This is a genomic window from Streptomyces sp. NPDC040622 (assembly GCF_055593965.1).
In genome coordinates this window covers 330,641-349,837 of record NZ_JBVIXD010000008.1, presented here as the reverse complement: position 1 = coordinate 349,837, position 19,197 = coordinate 330,641, and the positions used below count along the sequence as shown (strand labels likewise).

16 protein-coding genes and 2 riboswitches are annotated in these 19,197 nt (G+C 72.3%); of the genes, 8 read left to right on the top strand and 8 right to left on the bottom strand.

Annotation, left to right across the window (positions count from 1 at the left end):
• Positions 1–80: 80 nt before the first annotated feature.
• Positions 81–224, bottom strand: a riboswitch (cobalamin riboswitch).
• Between the two features lie 12 nt (positions 225–236).
• A riboswitch (cobalamin riboswitch) is annotated at positions 237–385 on the top strand.
• A 128-nt stretch (positions 386–513) separates the two neighbouring features.
• Positions 514–1,926: a prenyltransferase/squalene oxidase repeat-containing protein gene (locus ACZ592_RS24795; RefSeq protein ID WP_471583807.1), complete on the top strand. Its 1,413-nt coding sequence runs from the start codon at positions 514–516 to the stop codon at positions 1,924–1,926.
• Positions 1,927–1,977: 51 nt separating this feature from the next.
• Here ACZ592_RS24795 and metF read toward each other — a convergent pair whose 3' ends face one another.
• The gene (gene metF, locus ACZ592_RS24790) at positions 1,978–2,901 is read right to left on the bottom strand and encodes a methylenetetrahydrofolate reductase [NAD(P)H] (protein ID WP_471583806.1); all 924 of its coding nucleotides are present in this window, start codon (positions 2,899–2,901) and stop codon (positions 1,978–1,980) included.
• Positions 2,902–3,075: 174 nt separating this feature from the next.
• Here metF and folP point away from each other — a divergent pair, with 174 nt between their 5' ends.
• Positions 3,076–3,957, top strand: a complete 882-nt coding sequence (gene folP, locus ACZ592_RS24785) for a dihydropteroate synthase (protein WP_471583805.1) — start codon at positions 3,076–3,078, stop codon at positions 3,955–3,957.
• Between the two features lie 295 nt (positions 3,958–4,252).
• Here folP and ACZ592_RS24780 read toward each other — a convergent pair whose 3' ends face one another.
• The 4 genes from ACZ592_RS24780 to aceA form a co-directional block, all read right to left on the bottom strand.
• Positions 4,253–4,453 (bottom strand): hypothetical protein, encoded by a 201-nt coding sequence (locus ACZ592_RS24780; RefSeq protein ID WP_471583804.1) that lies wholly within the window; start codon positions 4,451–4,453, stop codon positions 4,253–4,255.
• Between the two features lie 148 nt (positions 4,454–4,601).
• The gene (locus ACZ592_RS24775; RefSeq protein ID WP_471583803.1) at positions 4,602–5,471 is read right to left on the bottom strand and encodes a 3-hydroxybutyryl-CoA dehydrogenase; all 870 of its coding nucleotides are present in this window, start codon (positions 5,469–5,471) and stop codon (positions 4,602–4,604) included.
• On the bottom strand, positions 5,468–7,060 hold the full coding sequence (aceB, locus tag ACZ592_RS24770) for a malate synthase A (protein WP_471583802.1): 1,593 nt from the start codon (positions 7,058–7,060) through the stop codon (positions 5,468–5,470). The genes ACZ592_RS24775 and aceB overlap by 4 nt, the downstream gene beginning before the upstream one ends.
• Positions 7,061–7,430: 370 nt before the next feature.
• A complete protein-coding gene (gene aceA, locus ACZ592_RS24765; RefSeq protein WP_471583801.1) occupies positions 7,431–8,711 on the bottom strand; it encodes an isocitrate lyase in 1,281 nt (426 codons plus the stop codon).
• Between the two features lie 443 nt (positions 8,712–9,154).
• Between aceA and ACZ592_RS24760 the strand changes: the two genes are divergently transcribed.
• The 4 genes from ACZ592_RS24760 to ACZ592_RS24745 all read left to right on the top strand — a co-directional run bounded on the left by ACZ592_RS24760 (position 9,155) and on the right by ACZ592_RS24745 (position 12,917).
• Complete coding sequence (locus ACZ592_RS24760) at positions 9,155–10,555, top strand: short-chain fatty acyl-CoA regulator family protein (RefSeq protein ID WP_471583800.1); 1,401 nt, start codon at positions 9,155–9,157, stop codon at positions 10,553–10,555.
• Between the two features lie 90 nt (positions 10,556–10,645).
• Complete coding sequence (locus tag ACZ592_RS24755; RefSeq protein WP_471583799.1) at positions 10,646–11,281, top strand: ATP-binding cassette domain-containing protein; 636 nt, start codon at positions 10,646–10,648, stop codon at positions 11,279–11,281.
• Positions 11,278–12,147 carry a metal ABC transporter permease gene (locus ACZ592_RS24750; protein WP_471583798.1) on the top strand — a complete coding sequence of 290 codons (870 nt, stop codon included), beginning with the start codon at positions 11,278–11,280 and terminating at the stop codon, positions 12,145–12,147. The genes ACZ592_RS24755 and ACZ592_RS24750 overlap by 4 nt, the downstream gene beginning before the upstream one ends.
• On the top strand, positions 12,105–12,917 hold the full coding sequence (locus ACZ592_RS24745; protein ID WP_471583797.1) for a metal ABC transporter solute-binding protein, Zn/Mn family: 813 nt from the start codon (positions 12,105–12,107) through the stop codon (positions 12,915–12,917). The genes ACZ592_RS24750 and ACZ592_RS24745 overlap by 43 nt, the downstream gene beginning before the upstream one ends.
• Before the next feature lie 76 nt (positions 12,918–12,993).
• Here the strand turns inward: ACZ592_RS24745 and ACZ592_RS24740 are convergent, their stop codons facing one another.
• Positions 12,994–14,661: a class I adenylate-forming enzyme family protein gene (locus ACZ592_RS24740; protein WP_471583796.1), complete on the bottom strand. Its 1,668-nt coding sequence runs from the start codon at positions 14,659–14,661 to the stop codon at positions 12,994–12,996.
• A complete protein-coding gene (locus tag ACZ592_RS24735; protein ID WP_471583795.1) occupies positions 14,658–16,421 on the bottom strand; it encodes a CoA transferase in 1,764 nt (587 codons plus the stop codon). The genes ACZ592_RS24740 and ACZ592_RS24735 overlap by 4 nt, the downstream gene beginning before the upstream one ends.
• 125 nt (positions 16,422–16,546) lie before the next feature.
• Between ACZ592_RS24735 and ACZ592_RS24730 the strand changes: the two genes are divergently transcribed.
• Complete coding sequence (locus ACZ592_RS24730) at positions 16,547–17,725, top strand: acyl-CoA dehydrogenase family protein (RefSeq protein WP_471583794.1); 1,179 nt, start codon at positions 16,547–16,549, stop codon at positions 17,723–17,725.
• A gap of 47 nt (positions 17,726–17,772) precedes the next feature.
• Here ACZ592_RS24730 and ACZ592_RS24725 read toward each other — a convergent pair whose 3' ends face one another.
• Complete coding sequence (locus tag ACZ592_RS24725; protein WP_471583793.1) at positions 17,773–18,144, bottom strand: winged helix-turn-helix transcriptional regulator; 372 nt, start codon at positions 18,142–18,144, stop codon at positions 17,773–17,775.
• A gap of 92 nt (positions 18,145–18,236) precedes the next feature.
• On the opposite strand from ACZ592_RS24725, the gene ACZ592_RS24720 reads away from it, so the two are divergent.
• On the top strand, positions 18,237–19,076 hold the full coding sequence (locus tag ACZ592_RS24720) for an SDR family oxidoreductase (RefSeq protein ID WP_471583792.1): 840 nt from the start codon (positions 18,237–18,239) through the stop codon (positions 19,074–19,076).
• Positions 19,077–19,197 lie beyond the last annotated feature (121 nt).

Sequence of the window (19,197 nt, the reverse complement as noted above, 5' to 3'; positions counted from 1 at the left end):
CACGTGATAGGCGGCCCGGGGGCCGAGGTTCCTCGTGGAGGAACCGTCCGTACCACGCCGTAGTCCGCGACGGCGTCAGTCACTTGTCCCTCAGTCCAGGTAATCCGGCTCGCCCGCCGCGCACTTGAGGTGCTCGGCGAACCTACGGTTGCGGGTCAGCGCCGGACTTCGACCGGCTTCCCCTGTTAACTGAGTTCAGATTCGGGCGAATTAGAGCACAGTTACGAATGAGGTGACAAGGGTGTGCGGGACCTGTGAGGTTCGAGTAACGTCCCGTGCTGCCGAGCGGGGGAATCTGGTGCGAATCCAGAGCTGACGCGCAGCGGTGTGGACCGGCCGGAGGGCCGGGACGAGCCCGAATGCCCGACCGGCCCTGCAATCCAAGGACGTCGCACCTCGCGCTCGGGCGACGGCCACGTGTCGTCCGGCCAGGTCCGCGTGCGTTCTCGTACGTGCGTCCGGCGGGAGGGAGACGTGCGGCCGGCGCCCCCTTCCCCCGGGAGTAACCCCGCCATGACCTCCGCCCACGTCGTTGCCCGCCGTATGCTGCCGGCCGTCCCCGTGGCCCTCACCGTGCTCGTCCTGGCCGCGTCGCCCGCCGCGGCGACCACCACGCCCGGCCAGACAGCCACGTCCAAGACGAATGGCGTGACGTACCTCAGATCCCTCCAGGGCGCCGACGGCTCCTACGCGGGCACGGGTCTGTCCAACGAGTGGGCGTTCTCAGCCCTCGCCGCGGCGGGCACGGCGGCCGTCGACGTCGCACCGGGCGGCGACACCACGAAGAACGCCCGCACCGTGTACCGCGCCCACCTGGCCGCCGATGGCTGGCCCGGCACGTCGCCGGTGGTCACCGACTACGAGCGCGGCATCATCAACGCCTACGCGGCGGGCATCGACCCGGCCCGGGTCTCCGCGAGCCGCAACCTGATCGCCGACACCTACGCGTACTGGCAGAACTCCGCGCCCGGCTACTGGGGTTCGCCCAGCAACTTCAACGGAACGGTGTTCGCGCTCCTCTCGCTCGCGGGTGCCAAGACGCCGTCCGGCGCCCAGCGCGTGCCCCAGGCTCTGCTCGACCGGTCCGTCAGCACCGTCCGCGCGAACCAGCACGACGACGGGGGCTGGAACTTCAGCAAGGCCGAGGGCGACCCCGACGCGCTCGCGGCACCCGGCGACATCGACATGACCGGCGCCGCCATGGCCTCCCTGTGCGTCTCCGGGGTACCGGCCACCGACCCTGCCGTCACCAAGGCGAAGAGCTTCCTCAAGTCGAAGCTGATCAACAACTCCGGGGCCTTCGACGCGATGTTCGGCGCCAACACCGACTCCAACGGCTGGGCCGTCGCCGGGCTGAACGCCTGCGGCATCAACCCGCAGACCGGTGACTTCCTCACCCGGGCGGGCAAGACCCCCGTCGACTTCCTGATCGCCCAGCAGTTCAAGCCCGGCGGCGGCTTCAAGTACCTGCCCACCGACACCACTCCGTCCGCCTACGCCTCCATCGACGGCCTGCGCGCCGTCGCGGGAGGCGGCTTCGCGCCCGCGCCCCCGACCCCCGTCACCGCAGGCGCTCCGCGCTGGACGGCGACCACCGCCTTCACCCCCGGCACCCGGACCAGCCTCGCCCTGAGCGTCGACGACGGCACCGCGCTCAAGGTCTGCTCCGTCACCTTCACGCCGACCGCCGCCACCGCCACGCTCGGGGCGGTGCTGGACGCGGCGAAGACCTCCGCCGCACCCGCGGGCTGCGTCACCGAGGTGGCGCCCGGCAGTGGCGGCGGCGCCATCACCTCGGTGAACAGCAAGCCGAACAGCGGTGGTGCGACCTGGAAGTCGAGCATCGACGGCGGCGCGGCCGCGGCGGCGAGCCGGGGCACGGTGATCAAGGCGGGCGACACGATCGCGCTGCGCTACGGCGGTTGATGCCACCGCTGTCCGGGGCCGGCCGCCGCAGCGGTGGCCGGTACCCCCGGCTCAGGCCCGAAGTCCGGGACCGAGCCCCAGGTTCTGATAGATCTCCATGGTCACGGTGGAGAAGTTCATCGTCATGAAATGCAGGCCCGGTGCCTCCGCCTCGATCAGTCGGCGACACATTTCTGTGGCGTGTTCAATTCCCAGTGCTCTGACCGCGGCGGGGTCCTCTTCCGCGTCGAGCATACGGTCGGCAAGGTGCTCGGGAATAGCTGCGGTCGAGAGCGTAGGAATGCGCCGGAGAGAACGGATGGTCGTCACCGGCATGATTTCCGGAATGATGGGCGTGTCGCATCCCGCGGCGACGACGAGATCACGGAAACGCAGATAGTCGTCCACGTCGAAAAACATCTGCGTGATGGCGTAATCGGCTCCGGCGCGACACTTCTCGACGAAATGCCGGACATCGCTGTCACGATCACCGGAACGAGGATGCATCTCGGGGAAGGCCGCCACCCCGACGCAGAAGTTCCCGGACTCCTTGATGAGGCTGACCAACTCGGCGGCGTAGTGCACGCCTCGCGGATGCCGCGTCCAGGTGCCGAGAGGGTCGCCCGGTGGGTCGCCGCGAAGGGCAAGAATGTTACGTACACCCTGGTCGGCGTAGTGTCCGAGGATGTTCCGCAACTCCGCGACGCTGTGGTCCACCGCTGTCAGATGGGCGACGGGCGTGAGCGTGGTCTCCTGCGCGATCCGACCCGTGACGTTGATCGTCCGTCCGCGCGTCGACCCGCCTGCGCCGTACGTCACGGAGACGAAGGTCGGTGCCAGGGACTCCAATCTCCGGATGGCCTTCCACAGTCCGGACTCTGCCGCCGGAGTGCGTGGTGGCATGAATTCGAACGAGTACGAGCGGTCCCCTCCGGCGAGGAGATCGCGAATCGAGTCCGGGCCGTCCGACCGAGTGCTTGGGGTACCGAGAGCCATATGCGCATCGTATCGGCGCAATGAACTCTGCACGAGGGAAGTCCACTTGCTGATACGCAGCTCACAAACAGAGCATCCGGCTGTACAGCGGTAATCAGGATCCGTCATCATCTCCGTATGAGCGTGTACAAGACTCCGCAGCCCATTCTTCCTTCGTGGGGGCGATGCGGCGTCATGGGTATCGTCAATGTGACGCCGGACTCCTTTTCCGACGGTGGTCTCTGGCTGGATCCGGGCCGCGCCGTGTCGCACGGCCTCGAACTGATCACCCAGGGCGCGGACCTGGTCGATGTCGGGGGTGAGTCGACGCGTCCCGGCGCCACGCGGATCACCTGCGAGGAGGAACTGCGGCGCGTGCTCCCCGTCGTGCGGGGGCTGGTCGCCGGCGGTGCGCTCGTCAGTATCGACACGATGCGCGGGCGGGTGGCACAGGCGGCGGTCGACGAGGGCGCCTGCCTCATCAACGACGTCAGCGGCGGGCAGGCCGATGCCGGGATGGTCGGGGTCGCCGCAAGGACCGGCGTCCCGTACGTGGTGATGCACTGGCGAGGCCACTCCGACGCCATGGACGACCTGGCCGGTTACGAGAACGTGCACGCCGACGTACTGAGGGAGATCGAGCGGCAGATAGACCGGGTGGTCCGTGCCGGTGTCGACCCGGGCCGAGTGATCGTCGATCCGGGGCTCGGTTTCGCCAAGTCCCGTGACGACGACTGGGAGTTGATCGCGGGGATCGACGCCCTGGCGCAGTTGGGCTGTCCGGTGCTCGTGGGCGCGTCCCGCAAGCGTTTCCTGGGGGCACTGCTCGCGGATCCAGTGACGGGAACTCCTCGACCCGCGCGTGCCCGTGACGCCGGAACCGCCGCCGTCTCCGCCTTGGCCGCCGCCCGTGGGGCCTGGGCCGTCCGCGTCCACGAAGTGCCCGCTTCGGCCGACGCCGTGCGCGTCGGCTCGGCGCTGCGGGACGCCGACGAGCGCGGCCGGCTGCCGCGCCCGTCGGCGGTGATGATCTCCGGGTTGACCTCCGTCTCGTCCGCGCCGAAGCGGGCCGGGTAGCGGAGGTTCACCAACGCCTTGTTCGCGTTGCGGCGGACGAAGACCGCCACATCGTCCATCAGGCCGAGCGGCTCGTACAGCTCCCCCGAGCGGCGCAGCTCCAACGCTTCGAGCTCGTGACGGAGTTCGTGGGTGAAGTCGCGCATCGCCCGCTGTTCGGCCGGCGTGCGCTGCTCCAGTCCGCGCTGGTCCTTGCGGCCGGAGCAGTAGCCCTGCACCGAGCGGGTCGTCGCCGTAGTAGTGCCGAAGGACCGCCTTGCAGCGCTGCTGCAGGATGTCGTTGCCCACGCCCCATTCACCGGCGTCGTCGATCTCCGAAGTGGTGGCGAGGGTCGAGAACGCCGAGGAGTAGCTGCGGGCGCGCACCAGCCTGCATGAAGGCGATGTTGCTGTACACGGCCTCCTCGTGCCCGGTGCGGGCGTCCGGGGTCTGGACGCTCTCGCCGACGGTGGCCTGGACGGTGTCCAGCATGGTCAGGCCCGTGAACACCCGCATGGTGAGGGCGCGTTCCCCGGCGCTCGTGCACTGCTCGCCGTGTTCGCACGAACGCGTGACGGGGCGTGGAACAGACCACCCATCTGTTCCACGCCCCGCTTCACGGCAGCCGCGGGCCCCTCAGCCCCCGGCGGCGGACCCGGGCCCCTCAGCCCCGGTCGTACGTGTGGAACCCGCGACCGTTCTTGCGGCCCAGCAGCCCCGCCTCGACCATGCGCCGGAGCAGCGGCGGCGGGGCGTAGAGGGGTTCCTTGAACTCTTCGTAGAGGGATTCGGCGATGGCGGCGACGGTGTCCAGACCGATGAGGTCGGCGAGCTTCAGGGGTCCCATCGGGTGGGCGCACCCCAGCTCCATGCCCGCGTCCACGTCGGCCGCGGTCGCGAAGCCGGACTCGGCCAGGCGGACCGCCGAGAGGAGGTAGGGGATCAGGAGCGCGTTGACGACGAAACCGGCGCGGTCCTGGGAACGTACGACCGTCTTGCCCAGTGTGTGCTCGGCGAAGTCCCGCACGACGGAGACCGTCTCGGCGGCCGTGTGCAGCGAGGAGACGATCTCGACCAGGGGCAGGACGGGCACGGGGTTGAAGAAGTGCAGTCCGAGGACGCGGTCCGCCCGCTCGGTGGCCATGCCCAGACGCATCACGGGAATGGCGGAGGTGTTGGTGGCGAGGATCGCCCCGGGGTCCTCGACGATCTTGTCGAGGGCGCCGAAGACCTCACTCTTCGCCGCGGCGTTCTCGACGACGGCCTCGACGACGAGCTGACGGTCGGCCAGGTCGTCGAGGCTGCTGGTGAAGACCATCCGGGTCAGCGCGTCCTCGGCGGAGATCCGGTCCAACTTGCCGCGTTGAACGGCGCGTTCGAGAGATACGGCAACCCGTTCCCGCGCGGCGCGGGCGGCGACGCCGTCCGCCTCGCAGATGACGGTGTCCAGTCCGGCGCGGGCGCACACCTCGGCGATGCCGGCGCCCATCTGGCCGCCGCCCACCACACCGACCCGCTGGATGCTTCTGCTCATGACTGACCCTCCGGGCGCGGCGCGAGGTGGCGGGCATAGGCGTCGGTCGTGAAGAAGGCGGGCAGGTCCCTGGCCAGCGCGGTGCGTTCGAAGAGCGCGCGGACCTCGTCGAGGTCGGCCCAGGGGTACTCCGCGCCGAGGGAGGCGAGCTCGTCCGCCAAGAGCGCGCGAACCGCGGCCCGTTCGACGACCCGGTGCCGGAGCCACTGCCAGAGCTGCACGCGGGCGATCTCGGCGGTCGCGGCGTCCTCCATCAGACCGTCGAGAGCCACGGCGCCCTGCCCGCGCAGCCAGGCCGCGAAGTACCGCACGGCCACCGAGACGTTGGTGCGGACGCCTTCCGGCGTAGGGGGGCCGCTGACGCGGCGCACCGACAGGAGTTGTGCCGCCGTCACCTCCACGTCGTCGCGGGTGCGGTCGATCTGGTGCGGGCGGTCGCCGAGGACGGTGTCGAAGATCTCGGCGCAGACGGGGACGAGCGCGGGATGGGCGACCCACGAGCCGTCGAACCCGTCCTCCGCCTCCCGCTCCTTGTCGAGCCGCACTTTGGCGAGGGCCGCCTCGTCGGCCTGCTCGTCCCTGCCGGGCACGTGGGCGGCCATGCCGCCGATGGCGTGGGCGCCGCGCCGGTGGCAGGTGCGCACGAGGAGTTCGGAGTAGGCCCGCATGAAGGGGGCGGTCATGGTGACCTTGGCGCGGTCGGGCAGGAGGAAGTCCGTGCGGTGCCCGAAGGTCTTGATCAGGCTGAACAGGTAGTCCCAGCGTCCCGCGTTCAACCCGGCGCTGTGCTCGCGCAGTTCGTAGAGGATCTCCTCCATCTGTACGGCGGCCGTGACGGTCTCGATGAGGACGGTTGCCCTGATCGTGCCGCGGGGGATGCCGAGCAGCTCCTGGGCGAGGACGAACACGTCGTTCCACAGCCGTGCCTCGTCGCGGCTCTCCAGCTTGGGCAGGTAGAAGTAGGGGCCGTGCCCGGCGTCGATCTGGCGCCGCGCGCAGTGGAAGAAGTACAGGCCGAAGTCGACGAGGGAGGCGGGCACGGGCTCGCCGTCGAACTCCAGGTGGTCCTCGGTCAGGTGCCAGCCGCGCGGGCGGACCATGACGGTCGCGAGCCGCTCGCCGAGCCGGTACTCCTTGCCCTCCGGTGTGGTGAAGTCGATGCGGCGTTCGACGGCGTCGAGCAGGTTCAGCTGTCCGCCGACGATGTTGTCCCAGGTCGGGGAGGTGGCGTCCTCGAAGTCCGCCATCCACACGCGCGCCCCGGAGTTCAGGGCGTTGACCGTCATACGGCGGTCAGGGGGCCCGGTGATCTCCACGCGGCGGTCGGTCAGCCCGGGCGCGGGGGGTGCCACCCGCCAGGTGTCGTCCGCGCGGATCCGCGCGGTGGTGAGGGAGAAGTCGAGCGGCGTGCCGGCGGCCAGCCGGTCCCGCACCCGCCGCCGTTCCTTGAGAACCCCCACCCGCCGCCCGGCAAAAGCCCCGACAAGCCGCCCGACGAAGTCGAGGGCATCGGACGTGAGGATCTCATCGTGACGCTCCCCGGGCGGGGCGAGGACGTCGAGGCGACGAGTCAGAGCACTGGTGGACATCGGATCTCCTGACGGGGGACGAGAGGGGAGAGGACGGTGGGAGAGACGACTGGGGAAATGGGGGGGGGCAGCCCCGGACTACCGCAGGGGCGCGAGGAACTGCGCGCCAAGCCCCCAGGCCCCCGCACCCGCCGGACGGGCAGGCCCCGCGCGAACGCCCGGTGACCGGAAGATCCAGTGGGCGGAGGACCGGACTGCCTGAGGGGCGCGAGGAACTGCGCGCCAAGCCCCCACGCCCCCGCACCCGCCGGACGGGCAGGCCCCGCGCGAACGCCCGGTGACCGGAAGATCCGGTGGGCGGAGGTCCGGACGGCCCCTGGGGGAGTGGGGGACTCCGCCCGCAGACCCCCGCCCAAGCCCAGCGCCGCGCCTAGTGGAACTGCGAAGCCTCCGTAGACCCCGCCAACGCGGTGGTCGAAGAAGCAGGATTGACCGCCGTGGACACGAGATCGAAGTACCCCGTGCCGACCTCCCGCTGATGCCTCACGGCAGTGAACCCGTGCTCCTGCGCGGCGAACTCCCGCTCCTGCAGATCGACGTACGCGGTCATCCCGTGCTCGGCGTAACCGCGGGCCAGGTCGAACATGCCGTGGTTGAGGGAGTGGAACCCCGCGAGGGTGATGAACTGGAACTTGTAGCCCATCGCCGCGAGCTCCCGCTGGAACTTGGCGATCTGGTCGTCGTCGAGCGCGGCCTTCCAGTTGAAGGACGGCGAGCAGTTGTACGCCAGCATCTGGTCCGGGTGCTCCGCGTGGATCGCCTCGGCGAACTCGCGGGCCTGGGCGAGGTCGGGCGTGCCGGTCTCGACCCAGATGAGGTCGGCGTACGGCGCGTAGGCGAGACCGCGCGCGATGACGGGGTCCATGCCGTTCTGTACGCGGTAGAACCCCTCGGCCGTGCGCTCGCCGGTGACGAACCGCGCGTCGCGCTCGTCGACGTCACTGGTGAGCAGGTTGGCGGCGAGCGCGTCGGTGCGGGCCACGATCAGCGTGGGTACGTCGGCGATGTCCGCGGCGAGCCGGGCCGCGTTGAGGGTACGGATGTGCTGGGCGGTCGGCACGAGCACCTTGCCGCCGAGGTGGCCGCACTTCTTCTCCGACGCGAGCTGGTCCTCGTAGTGGATGCCCGCCGCGCCCGCCGCGATCATCGCCTTGGTCAGCTCGAAGGCGTTCAGAGGACCGCCGAAGCCGGCCTCCGCGTCGGCGACGACCGGCGCGAGCCAGTCCACCGACGCGTCGCCCTCGCTCGTGGCGATCTGGTCGGCACGCAGCAGCGCGTTGTTGATCCGACGCACCACCTGGGGCACCGAGTTGGCCGGGTACAGGCTCTGGTCCGGGTAGGTGTGACCGGCCTGGTTGGCGTCGGCCGCGACCTGCCAGCCGGACAGGTAGATGGCCTGGAGCCCGGCCTTGACCTGCTGGACGGCCTGCCCGCCGGTCAGTGCACCGAGCGCGTGCACGTAGTCCAGGTCGTGCAGCTGCCGCCACAGCCGCTCGGCGCCTCGCCGTGCCAGGGTGTGCTCCTCGCGGACGCTGCCGGAGAGCCGGACGACCTCGTCGGCGCCGAAGGTGCGCTCGATGCCCTGCCACCGGGGGTCGGTGGCCCAGCGCCGTGCGAGTTCCTCGGCCGCCTGCGTCCTCGCCTCTGCCATCACTGTCACCGTCTCCTCGACTGTGTCGTCTGCCAATGCCCCGGGCCCTCGCGGGCTGGAGTGGCACTGTGTGTCTCGCTGCTCTCTGGGGATGCGGCCCACCGTTCCGTCGAGCGGCGAAGGTGAGCAATGCAGCCGGGAGCGGATCGTCGCCCGTGCCGGGATCGCCGACGTCAGGGCGTAAATCGCGCCCCGGACCGGGTGCCGACCGCCGGGATCCGGTGGGCCGCACTCAGACTCTGGCACTGGCACTGAGTGCCATCAATCGTGGACGTCTGCCAATTTCTGCGAATCTTCCAGGGCCGGATTGCCAAGGTTGCGAAGGTCGCGACGCGCACCGGATCCCGTACGCTGACCGTCACTTGAACCCACGCCGGACCCGGCCGTCCCAGGCGCGCGACCATCCCCGACCACTCCACCCCCCCACCACGGAGGACCACGAGGTGAGCAAGACCTACGCGGGCGCGCGCCTGCGGCGCCTGCGCGAGGAACGCCGGATGAGCCAGGCCGAGCTGGCCCGCGCCCTGGCCATCTCCCCGAGCTACCTCAACCAGATGGAGCACGATTCCCGGCCCCTCACCGTGCCCGTGCTGCTCCGCCTCACGGAGACCTTCGGCGTCGACCCGGGCTTCTTCTCGGAACGCGACGCGACCCGCCTCGTGGCGGACCTGAGGGAGGCACTCGTCGGGGAGCTCTCCGAGTCCCGCGTCTCCCCCTCCGACCTCGCCGAGCTCGCTGCACGGATGCCCGGCGTGGCGCAGGTGCTGCTGGACCTCGGCCGCCGCAGCCAGCTCCTGTCCGAGCGCCTCGCCGAGGCCGCCGACGGCCGGGACGGCGCGGCCCCGGACGTGCCCCGCTCGCCCCACGAGGAGATCCGCGACTTCTTCTACCGCCGCCGCAACTACCTGCACGACACCGACCTGGCGGCCGAACACCTGGCCGACGAGCTGGGCATCAGGCCCGGCGAGGTCACCCGTGCCCTGACGGCCCGGCTCACCGACGCCCACGGCGTCCGCATGACCGCCGAGACCGGTGACCGCCTGCACCACTTCGACGCGGCCACCCGCACCCTGCACCTCTCCAACCGGCTGCGGCCCGGCCAGCGCGCCTTCCGCATGGCCACCCAGCTCGCGCTGCTCGAACACGGTGACACCCTCGACCGCCAGGCCGCCGAGGACTTCCCGTCCGGCACCCCCACCCACGCCCTGGCGCGCATCGGCATCGCCCACTACTTCGCGGCCGCCCTCGTCCTGCCGTACCGCGCCTTCCACGCGGCGGCCGAGGAGGTCCGCTACGACATCGAGCGCCTCACCGACCGCCACGGCCTCGGCTACGAGACCGTCTGCCACCGGCTCAGCACCCTGCAGCGCCCCCGCCTGCGCGGGGTGCCCTTCTCCTTCGTCCGCGTCGACCGGGCAGGGAACCTGTCCAAGCGGCAGTCGGCCACCGGCTTCCACTTCTCCCGCACCGGCGGCACCTGCCCGCTCTGGAACGTGTACGAGGCGTTCGCCGCACCGGGCCGCATCCACGTGCAGATCGCCGAAATGCCCGACGGCCAGCGCTACTTGTGGACCGCGCGAGCCCTCACCCGGCACCGCGGCGGCTGGGGCGAGCCCGGCAAGACCTTCGCGATCGGCCTCGGCTGCGAGATCCGCCACGCCCACCGGCTCGTCTACTCCGACGGCCTGGACCTGACCAGCGGCTCCGCCGCCACACCCATCGGCATGGGCTGCCGCGTCTGCGAACGCCTCGACTGCCCGCAGCGCGCCGCACCGCCGCTCGGCAGGGCTCTGCGGATCGACCAGAACAGCAGCACGTTCGTGCCCTACCCGGTGGCCGACTGACGTCGGCCCGGGTGCCACCTCCGGCGATCTGAGATCGCCGGGAACCAACCGCCCCTCCGCTCCGACTGCTGAGGGGAACAGGGAGGTGGCATGGAGGGACTGGACGTCCGGATGCGTGACGTCGTCTGCCGGCACGGCCGGGTCGAGGCGGTGCACGACGTCGACCTCGACGTCGCGGCCGGCCAGCGGGTGGCGATGACCGGGACGAACGGCTCGGGCAAGACCACACTGCTGCGGGCGGTCGTCGGCCTGCACCGGCAGTTCGCCGGCCGGATCGAGGTCGGCGGACGCGAGGCGGGGAACGCGGCCGAGTGGGCGTGGCGGCGCCGGGCCTGCGCCTGGATCCCGCAGAAGCCCGCGTCGGGACGGTTCCCCCTGCTGGCGCACGAGTTGCTGCACAGCAGCGGCGCGCCCGCCGAGGCGGGGGAGGCGGCACGCAAGCTCGGTGTGGGCCCCCTCGCCGGGCGGCCCCTGCACACGCTCTCCGGGGGCCAGCTCCAGCGCATGTACCTGGCGCGTGCGGTCGGATCCGTGGCGGCGGGCGCCGGGGTGCTGCTGGCCGACGAGCCCACCGCCGCGCTGGACTTCGACGGGCAGGAGGAGGCCGCCGACGTGCTGCTCGCCCTCCCGGTGACGGTCGTCGTCGTCACGCACGACAGGGCCCTGGCCGACCGCTGCGACCGCGTCCTGGAAATGGCCGCGGGCCGGCTGCGGGAGGTCCGGTGAATGCCCTGGCCGCGGCCGACGTCGGCGAGCTCCTGCAGCTCGTCCCCGTCCAACGGGCAGGATTCGGGCTGCTGTTGGCCGCCGTCGGCCTGCCCGTGGTCGGTGTCGTCATCGTCGGGCTCGACATCATGCCGGTCCGCTTCGCGATGATGCACGTCGCGCTCCTCGGCATCGCGATCGGACTGCTGACCGGGCTCGACCCGATGCTGTGCGCGCTCGTGGCCTGCGCGCTCGCCGGAGCGGGCGTCGCGCCGCTCGCCCGAACACCGGACGGCCTGTCGGGCGCCATGGGCCTGGTGATGAGCCTGGCCATCGCGGCCGCGCTGCTCGTCCTCTCGGTCTCCGGGGTGAACGCCTCCGGCGCCTTCGCGCTGCTGTGGGGATCCATCCTCTCGGTGGGCGCCGCCGACCTGTGGGTGCTCGCCGCGCTGGCCGTGGCCGTACCCGCCCTGTTCTGGTGGCGGCGACGCGACATCGCGCTCCTGCTCCACGACCGCGAACTCGCCGTCTCCTCCGGCGTACGGGTCGACGGCCTCACCTTCGTCCTCCTCGTCCTGGTCGCGGTCGCCGTAGCGGGGGCGATCAAGCTCACGGGCGCCCTGCTCGTGGACGCCCTGACGCTGCTGCCCGCCCTCGCGGCCCGGCGCCTCGGCGCCTCCCTGACCTCCATCACCGCCTGGGCGGTGGGCATCGGCGTCGCCGTGAACCTCACCGGCTTCCTCGTCGCGCTCCGCTTCGACTGGCCGCCCGGGCCCGTCCTCGTCCTCACCGCCGGCGTGGTCGTCCTCGCCGTCCATCTCGTCCCCGAACGGAGAATCACCTCATGGCGCGCTCCCGCGACCGCATCACTTCCCTCCTCGCACTGACCCTCGGCGCGGGGCTCACCCTGACGGCCACCGGCTGTGGTGGCGGCGACTCCTCGGACGGGGCGAAGGCGTCCGGGGGCAACGACGGCGCGCCGGTCGTCGTCGCCACCACCACGTGGGAGGGCGCCTTCGCCAAGGCCGCGGGGGCGAAGGACGTCAAGGTCATCGTCCCCTCCTCCGCGCAGCACGCCCCCGACTACGACCCCAAGCCCTCCGACCTGGCAGCGGTGGCCGAGGCCGACTTCGTGCTGTACGCGCCCTTCGAACCGTACGCGGAGAAGATCAAGGAGGCGGCGGGGTCGAAGGCGGAACTGGTCGAGGAGAAGCTCGACAACGATCCGGCGAGGGCGAAGGCCGAAGTGACCCGGCTCGGCAAGCTGTTCGGCACCGAAGCGGCCGCGGCGAAGTGGAACAAGTCCTTCGACACGGCGTACGCGGGGCTGCGGAAGGATCTGGAGAAGGCCTGGCCGGACGGCAAGGCGCCGACCGCCGTCGCCCAGGTCTTCTCGGCCTGGTCGGCGAAGCTGGCCGGGGCGGACGTCGTCGGCACGTACGGGCCCGAGGCGGTGACCGCGCGTCAGCTGTCCGGCCTGTCGCAGAAGAAGCCCGCGCTCGTCCTGGACAACGTGCACATGTCGACCGGCACGGTACTGCCCGACTCCGGCGCGCGCCAGGTGGGGATCGTGAACTACCCGGGCGAGGACCTGGACCTGCTGGCCGTGTACCGCAAGGCGGCGACGACAGTGGAGAAGGCACTGAAGGCGCTGTAGACGTCACGTACGGCCGTGGGAGAGGCCGCCCGCACGGGCGGCCCCTCCCTCGTACCACGGCAGCCTGACGGCCGTATCAGCCCACCGACGCCACGGGCCGCGGTTCCTCCTTCGGCACGAACCGTTTCCGCAGCGCGGCGCGGTCGGGCTTGCCCGCCGGGGTCAGCGGCAACTCGGCCAGCACCAGCAGTCGTTCGGGGTGCTTGCGCCGCTCCAGGCCCCGCGCGTCGAGGTGCGCGCACAACTCCTGAAGCGTGAGGGCTCCGCCGTCCCGGGCGACCACGCAGGCCGCGAGCCGCTCGCCCATGAGGGGGTCGGGCACGCCCACGCACACCACGTCCCGCACCAGCGGATGCCCGGCGAGCTCCACCTCCACCTCCGCCGGGCTGATGTTGGCGCCGCCCCGGATCACCACGTCCTTCAGCCGCCCGACGATCCGCAGCGCCCCGTCCTGCGAGAGGACCCCGAGGTCACCGGTGCGCACCCACCCGTCCGACGTGCGGTAGCGGGCGTCGAGGTCGGGGGCGGCGACGTAGCACAGCGGCGTCATGGGGCCGCGGGCGACGATCTCACCGACCGTCCCCCGCGCGGCCTCCACGAGGTGGGGAGTGCCGGGCACGGCTATCCGTATGTCGGCCACCCGCCGGTCGGGATGGCCCGCGAGGATGCCGGGCCCTTCACCGCCCGCGCCGCTGTCGGCCAGTCCCGTGTGGCAGTTGACGCCGTCCGCGGACCCGTAGAGGTTCACGACAGGACAGCCGAAGGCCTGGCGTGCCTCCGCGGCCGTCGACCCGTCCAGCGGCGAGCCGCCGACGACCAGGGCCGTGGGCGGGACGAGGTCCCTCCGGCCGCTCTGCGCGATCCGGTCGAGCAGCATCCGGATCATCGTGGGGACGCCCAGGAGGTGGGTCGGCTCGTGTGCGGCGAGTGCCTCCAGGGCGGCCTCGGGAGTGAAGTGGTCGAGCAGGACCAGCGTGCCGCCGTGCCGGGCGAGCGTGACGGCGGTGCCGTTGCTGCCGAACGCCGAGGCCAGCGGCACCAGGAACAGACAGCGCGGCGGCTGCCCGTCCGGCATCAGGGAGGCGAAGAAGTTGCCGCGGCCCCCGGCGAGCGCGTTGTGCGAGTACGCGACCATCTTCGGCTCGGACTCGGAGCCCGAGGAGACGAGGATGCGCGCGGCGGAGTCGGGGTCGGGCCGGGCCGGGACGAACGCCTTCGGGTCGGTGCGCAGCAACCGGGCGAGCGGAACGGTCCCTTCGGGCGCGTCACCGGCCGCGACGACCGTACGCAGCGCGGGCAGGACTCCGACCGACGCCGCCAGGTCGGCCGCGTGCCGGCTGCCTCGGTGCTCGCTCGCGGCGATCACCGCGACCGCCTCGGACCTGCGCAGCAGCGAGGCGGCCTCCAGGCCGCCCCGGCCGACGGGGAAGGGTAGCGCGACGGCGCCGAGCGCGGCGATCGCCAGGTCCGCGATGACCGCGTGACGCCCGTTGGGGAGCTGGACGCCGACCACGTCACCGGCGCGTATGCCGAGCTCCGCGAGCCCGGCGGCCAGACATCGGACCTTGCGGTCCAGGGCGGTGTAACAGAGCTTGCCCTTGGCGTCGATCACCGCGGTGCGGTGCGGATCGGCGATCCGGCGTGCCCGGTAGAGGCTGTAGAGGTCGAGGTCGGGGCAGGTGCCGTCCACCGCCCACGAGCGGCGCAGCTCGCCGGGCAGCAGGTCGTGCAGGTCCACGGTCACAGGAAGCTCCAGGGGTCGGGCACGGCGGGGGCGCCGTGGACATCGCGGCCGACGGCGTCGCTGGAGAGGAGATCGGCGATGTCCGTGACGACCGGCACGGCGGCGGGGCCGAGGCTCCGCAGCCGCTCCAGGGCCTGCCCGGTGGGCAGTTCACGCACGTCGTACGGGAGCGCGCCGTGGTCCGGCAGGGCGATCCACCCGTCGGCGGTGCGCAGGGGACGGCGGAAACCGGCCGGCCGCCGTGGCTCGAGCCCTTGCGTGGCCCGGGCCAGGGCGGGCGCGGTGAGCACGTCGGCGGCGCCGAGCAGGGACGAGTCCACGCGGACACCGGCGCCGGTGCGTTCGCGCAGCAGCAGGCCGGCGAGGACCGCCTCGGTGCCGAGCAGTCCGCCGAGCACGTCGAGCAGGGTCATCAGGGACGGCGCGGGCGGTTCGTCGGCGGGGCGTGCGGCGGCCCCGACGCCGGTGCGGGCCTGCACCATGAAGTCGGTGCCCAAGGGGGCGTCGGCCAGCCGGCCGGCCCACCCGCTCGTGTACGCGTAGACGAGTGAGGGGTTCACGGCGGCCAGCTCGCGGTCGTCGAGGCCCAGTTGGGCGGCCTTGCCGGGCGCCCAGTTGTGCAGGAACACGTCCGCGTCCGCCACCAGGTCGCGCAGCCGGGCACGGTCGGTCGCCGACTTGATGTCCACCTCGACGGCCCGCTTGCCCCGGTTCAGGGCGAGCCAGCGCGCCGAGACGCCGGAGCAGGCGGGCGGCATGCCGCGCAGTGGGTCGCCGCCCGGCGGCTCGACACGGATGACCTCCGCGCCGAGCAGGCCCAACAGGTGTGCGGCGAGCGGCGCCTGGATGCGGCGGCCGGCCTCGAGGACCGTGATCCCGGCGAGGGGTCCGCCGCCGGGGGCGGCCGCGGCCGTGGGAGCGCTGGTGTACGCCCCTTCGTGGGCGGTGAGTTCCCACGGCGGCCGTCCGTCGAACTCGGCCGCCCGCTCCTGGAGCGACCGCAGCCGGCACACATCGGCGCCCGCCGCATCGGCGGCCTCCCGCACCCGCTGCCACGCATGGCCCCGCACCACCCCGTGCAGAACCTCGGGGAAGGGCGCGCAGGCGGTGGCGTACCGGAACTGGAAGGGCCGCCAGCCGCGGCGGACCGCCTCCTCGGGAGCGCCCAGCGTGCGCCAGAACGCCGCCCACACCCCCGGATCGAGCGTCTCCAGCTCGAAGACGACCCCGTCGGCGGAGGTGAACGGCGGCCCGCCTGCGGCGAGTTCGGCGGCCTCGCCCTCCTCGGCCCCCGCCGCGGCCAGATACTGGGAGACGGCGAGCAGCCCGGCCCGCTCCGCGCTGACCTCCACGTGAGCTGCGCGCCCGCCGCGCGCCCCCGCGAGGAGCGCCGCGAGCAGCCCTTGCACGGTCAGGATCCCGGTGGCGGTGGCGGCGTAGTCGACGGCCAGACCGCGCGGCCCGCCGTCACGGCGCCCGTGCACCGCCATGATGCCGGTGGCCGCCTGGACGGTGGCCTCGTCGACGACGTCCTCCCGCGCACTCCACGTCGCACGTGCGCCGACCGTTCCCAGTTCACCGCCGTCGAGAGTGACCAGGCCGCCCGGGCGGCCGGCGACCCGGGCGCCGAGCAGCCGTAGGTGCTCCGAGACCAGTTCGTCGGCGGGACCCGGCGGCCCCGAGTTCTCCGTGTGCAGCCCCTCCAGCGGTGCGGCGGTCCGCGCGAGCGCCGGTATGACCTGCGTGATCGGTGTCGCCATGCCTCTCCATTCCTTGCGCGCGGGAACTCGGGGGCCCGCGCCCCCGACCTGTTCCACAGAAGAGTCAGTCGGACGGCCGTTCGCGGGAGTTCCCGCGCGACGGGAGAAATGTGAGGGAGCGGCAGATGTGGGACGTGTGCGGAGGGCCTTCCTGCCCGGTGGACGCCGTCGAGGTACGGGACCGGGTCGCCGCCTTCGTACGAGAGCGCGTGATGCCCTGCGAACCGGTCCTGGACGCCGGGGGACCGGACGCGGCAGAGACCCTGGGCCGGCTGCGGAAGGAGGCGAAGGCCGCCGGGCTGTGGGCACTGCCGCTCCCCGTCGAGTCGGGCGGCCAGGGCCTGGACCTGACCTCGTACGCGCATGTCGCCGAGGCGGAGGGCGCCAGCGACCACGGCCCGGCGGCCCTCGGCTCGGCGCCGCTCCTCGACGTCCTGATGCTGGCCGGGAGGGGCAGCCCGCACGTCCGCGAGCGGTACGTGCACCGCCTCGCCGCCGGTGATCTGCGTGCCTGTTACGCGATGACCGAACCCGACACCCCCGGCACGGACCCCTTCCTCACCGCCACCCGCGCCGAGCCGCTGGAGGACGGCGGTTGGCGCCTGAGCGGCCGCAAGTGGTTCATCAGCGGGGCGGCCGGCGCCGACCTGGTCACGGTCCTCGCCCGCACCCACGGCAGGGCCCCGGACCGCACGGGCCTGTCCTTGCTGCTCGTCCCCACCGAGGCTCCCGGATTCCGCGTGGTGCGCCCCCTGCCCGTACTCGGCGCGGCAGGGCAGTGGGAGATCGAACTCGACGGCGTGACGGTCGGCGCCGACCACGTGATCGGCGCGCCCGGCGAAGCCCTCGCGGTCGCGGGCGAACGCCTCCTGCTCGGCCGCACCCTGCGCTGCCTGCGCTGGCTCGGACAGGCGGGCAGGGCCTTCGAGCTGATGCGGGAGCGGGCCGTCACCCGTACCCGCTCGCGCGGCCCGCTGGGCGACCTCCAGCTCGTCCAGCGCCACGTCTTCGAGTCCCTGCTGTCCCTGCGCACCACCCGACCGCTCGTGTACGAGGCCGTGGCGAAGGTCGCCGCGGGGACCGACGCACACGTGGAGGTGGGCCTCGCGAAGGTCGCCGCCGCACGGACGCTCCAGCAGGTCGCCGACGCGGCGATCCAGGTGTACGGCGCGGCGGGGCTCGGCCCGGACACCGCGCTGCCCGCGCTCTACCGCACCGGCCGCGCGGCCCGCATCCTCGACGGCCCGGACGAACTGCACATCACGTCGGTCGCCCGCCGGGTGCTGCGCGCCGGGCCGGCGTAGGCCGCCAGGTCGGGCGGGAGGTGCCTGCGCGGCGGAGCGGCTCCGTGCTATGCCTCGCCGCGCTGCGGCAGCCGCTGGGTGATCCGGTCGAACAGGGCCGTCAGGGGCTCGCCGATGTCCTGGCCGAACTCGGTCAGACCGTAGGTGACCTGGGGTGGTGTCGTCGGTTCGACGTTCCGCCAGATCAGGCCGTCCTGGACGAGCGCGCGCAGGGTCTGGGCGAGCATCTTCTCGCTGATGCCCCGGATGCTGTCGCGCAGCTCGTAGAACCGAAGGTCGTTGCTCCGCAAGGAGATCAGCACCCAGATGCCCCACCTGCTGGTCACGTGGTCGACGACGTCGCGCGCGGGACAGTCGGTGTGAAACACGTCATAGCGGCTGCCTGCCCCGGCCTTCGTCAGCTGCGTGCCTTCATCCATGTCCGGAGCTTACCTTTGGGTATGTCCTTACGGTGAGTAAGTCCGGCTCCTAACGTCAGTTTCCGCAGCGCACAACGGACTAGGAGCTGAACATGATCGTGGTGACCGGGGCTACCGGAAACGTGGGGCGGCCTCTGACGCGGGCCCTGGCGGAGGCGGGCGAGCAGGTGACGGCGGTGTCCCGGCGCGCGGCGGCGATGCCCGACGGCGTCCGGCACGTGGCGGCCGACTTGGCGGAACCGGCGGGCCTCGCACCCGTGTTGGACGGGGCGAAGGCGCTGTTCCTGCTGCTCTCCGGCGACCTGCACGCCCCTGACGCCGGGCCGGCCGACATCGTCGCGCGGGCCGCGGCCTGCGGCGTGCGCCGGGTCGTCCTGCTGTCCTCGCAGGGCGTGTCCACCAGGCCTCTCGGGCCGACGCGGGTCGCGATGCGCGCGCTGGAGGACGCGTTGCGTGAGTCCGGCCTGGACTGGGCCGTCCTGCGGCCGGGCGGCTTCGCCTCCAACGCCTTGGCCTGGGCCGGGTCGGTCCGCACGCAAGGGGTGGTCGCCGCACCCTTCGGCGACGTGGGAGTGCCGGTCGTCGACCCGGCCGACATCGCCGAGGTCGCGGCGGCCTGCCTGCTGGGCGACCGGCACACCGGCGGGGTGTACGAGCTGACCGGGCCGGAGGTGATCACGCCGCGTCAACAGGCGGAGACGATCGCGGCGGCCCTCGGCTCGCCCGTGCGGTTCCACGAACTCACCCGCGACGAGGCCAAGGCCGGCATGACCCCCTTCGTGCCGTCGGAGCTCGCCGAAGACACCCTGGACATCATCGCCGCCCCGAACGAGGCCGAATTGAGGATCAGCCCGGACGTGGAACGAGTCCTCGGCCGGACCCCGCGCCCCTTCGGCGACTGGGTCGCCCGGAACCTCGCCGCATTCCGCTGAGGAGCAACTGAGCTGGAGCGCCTGGGCGTCTCTTGCGGCCGCGGTCGCAAGAGACGCCCCTCTCCGAGGAGTCGCCACCGTGGGCCGATGGTCCGGTATGTACGGTTCTCGACCGCACTGA

Bases quoted from the DNA above. Each gene is read 5' to 3' on its own strand.
- ACZ592_RS24795 (WP_471583807.1), top strand. From the start codon at position 514: ATGACCTCCGCCCACGTCGTTGCCCGCCGTATGCTGCCGGCCGTCCCC.
- metF (WP_471583806.1), bottom strand. From the start codon at position 2,901: ATGGCTCTCGGTACCCCAAGCACTCGGTCGGACGGCCCGGACTCGATT.
- folP (WP_471583805.1), top strand. From the start codon at position 3,076: ATGGGTATCGTCAATGTGACGCCGGACTCCTTTTCCGACGGTGGTCTC.
- ACZ592_RS24780 (WP_471583804.1), bottom strand. From the start codon at position 4,453: ATGCGGGTGTTCACGGGCCTGACCATGCTGGACACCGTCCAGGCCACC.
- ACZ592_RS24775 (WP_471583803.1), bottom strand. From the start codon at position 5,471: ATGAGCAGAAGCATCCAGCGGGTCGGTGTGGTGGGCGGCGGCCAGATG.
- aceB (WP_471583802.1), bottom strand. From the start codon at position 7,060: ATGTCCACCAGTGCTCTGACTCGTCGCCTCGACGTCCTCGCCCCGCCC.
- aceA (WP_471583801.1), bottom strand. From the start codon at position 8,711: ATGGCAGAGGCGAGGACGCAGGCGGCCGAGGAACTCGCACGGCGCTGG.
- ACZ592_RS24755 (WP_471583799.1), top strand. From the start codon at position 10,646: ATGGAGGGACTGGACGTCCGGATGCGTGACGTCGTCTGCCGGCACGGC.
- ACZ592_RS24745 (WP_471583797.1), top strand. From the start codon at position 12,105: ATGGCGCGCTCCCGCGACCGCATCACTTCCCTCCTCGCACTGACCCTC.
- ACZ592_RS24735 (WP_471583795.1), bottom strand. From the start codon at position 16,421: ATGGCGACACCGATCACGCAGGTCATACCGGCGCTCGCGCGGACCGCC.
- ACZ592_RS24730 (WP_471583794.1), top strand. From the start codon at position 16,547: ATGTGGGACGTGTGCGGAGGGCCTTCCTGCCCGGTGGACGCCGTCGAG.
- ACZ592_RS24725 (WP_471583793.1), bottom strand. From the start codon at position 18,144: ATGGATGAAGGCACGCAGCTGACGAAGGCCGGGGCAGGCAGCCGCTAT.
- ACZ592_RS24720 (WP_471583792.1), top strand. From the start codon at position 18,237: ATGATCGTGGTGACCGGGGCTACCGGAAACGTGGGGCGGCCTCTGACG.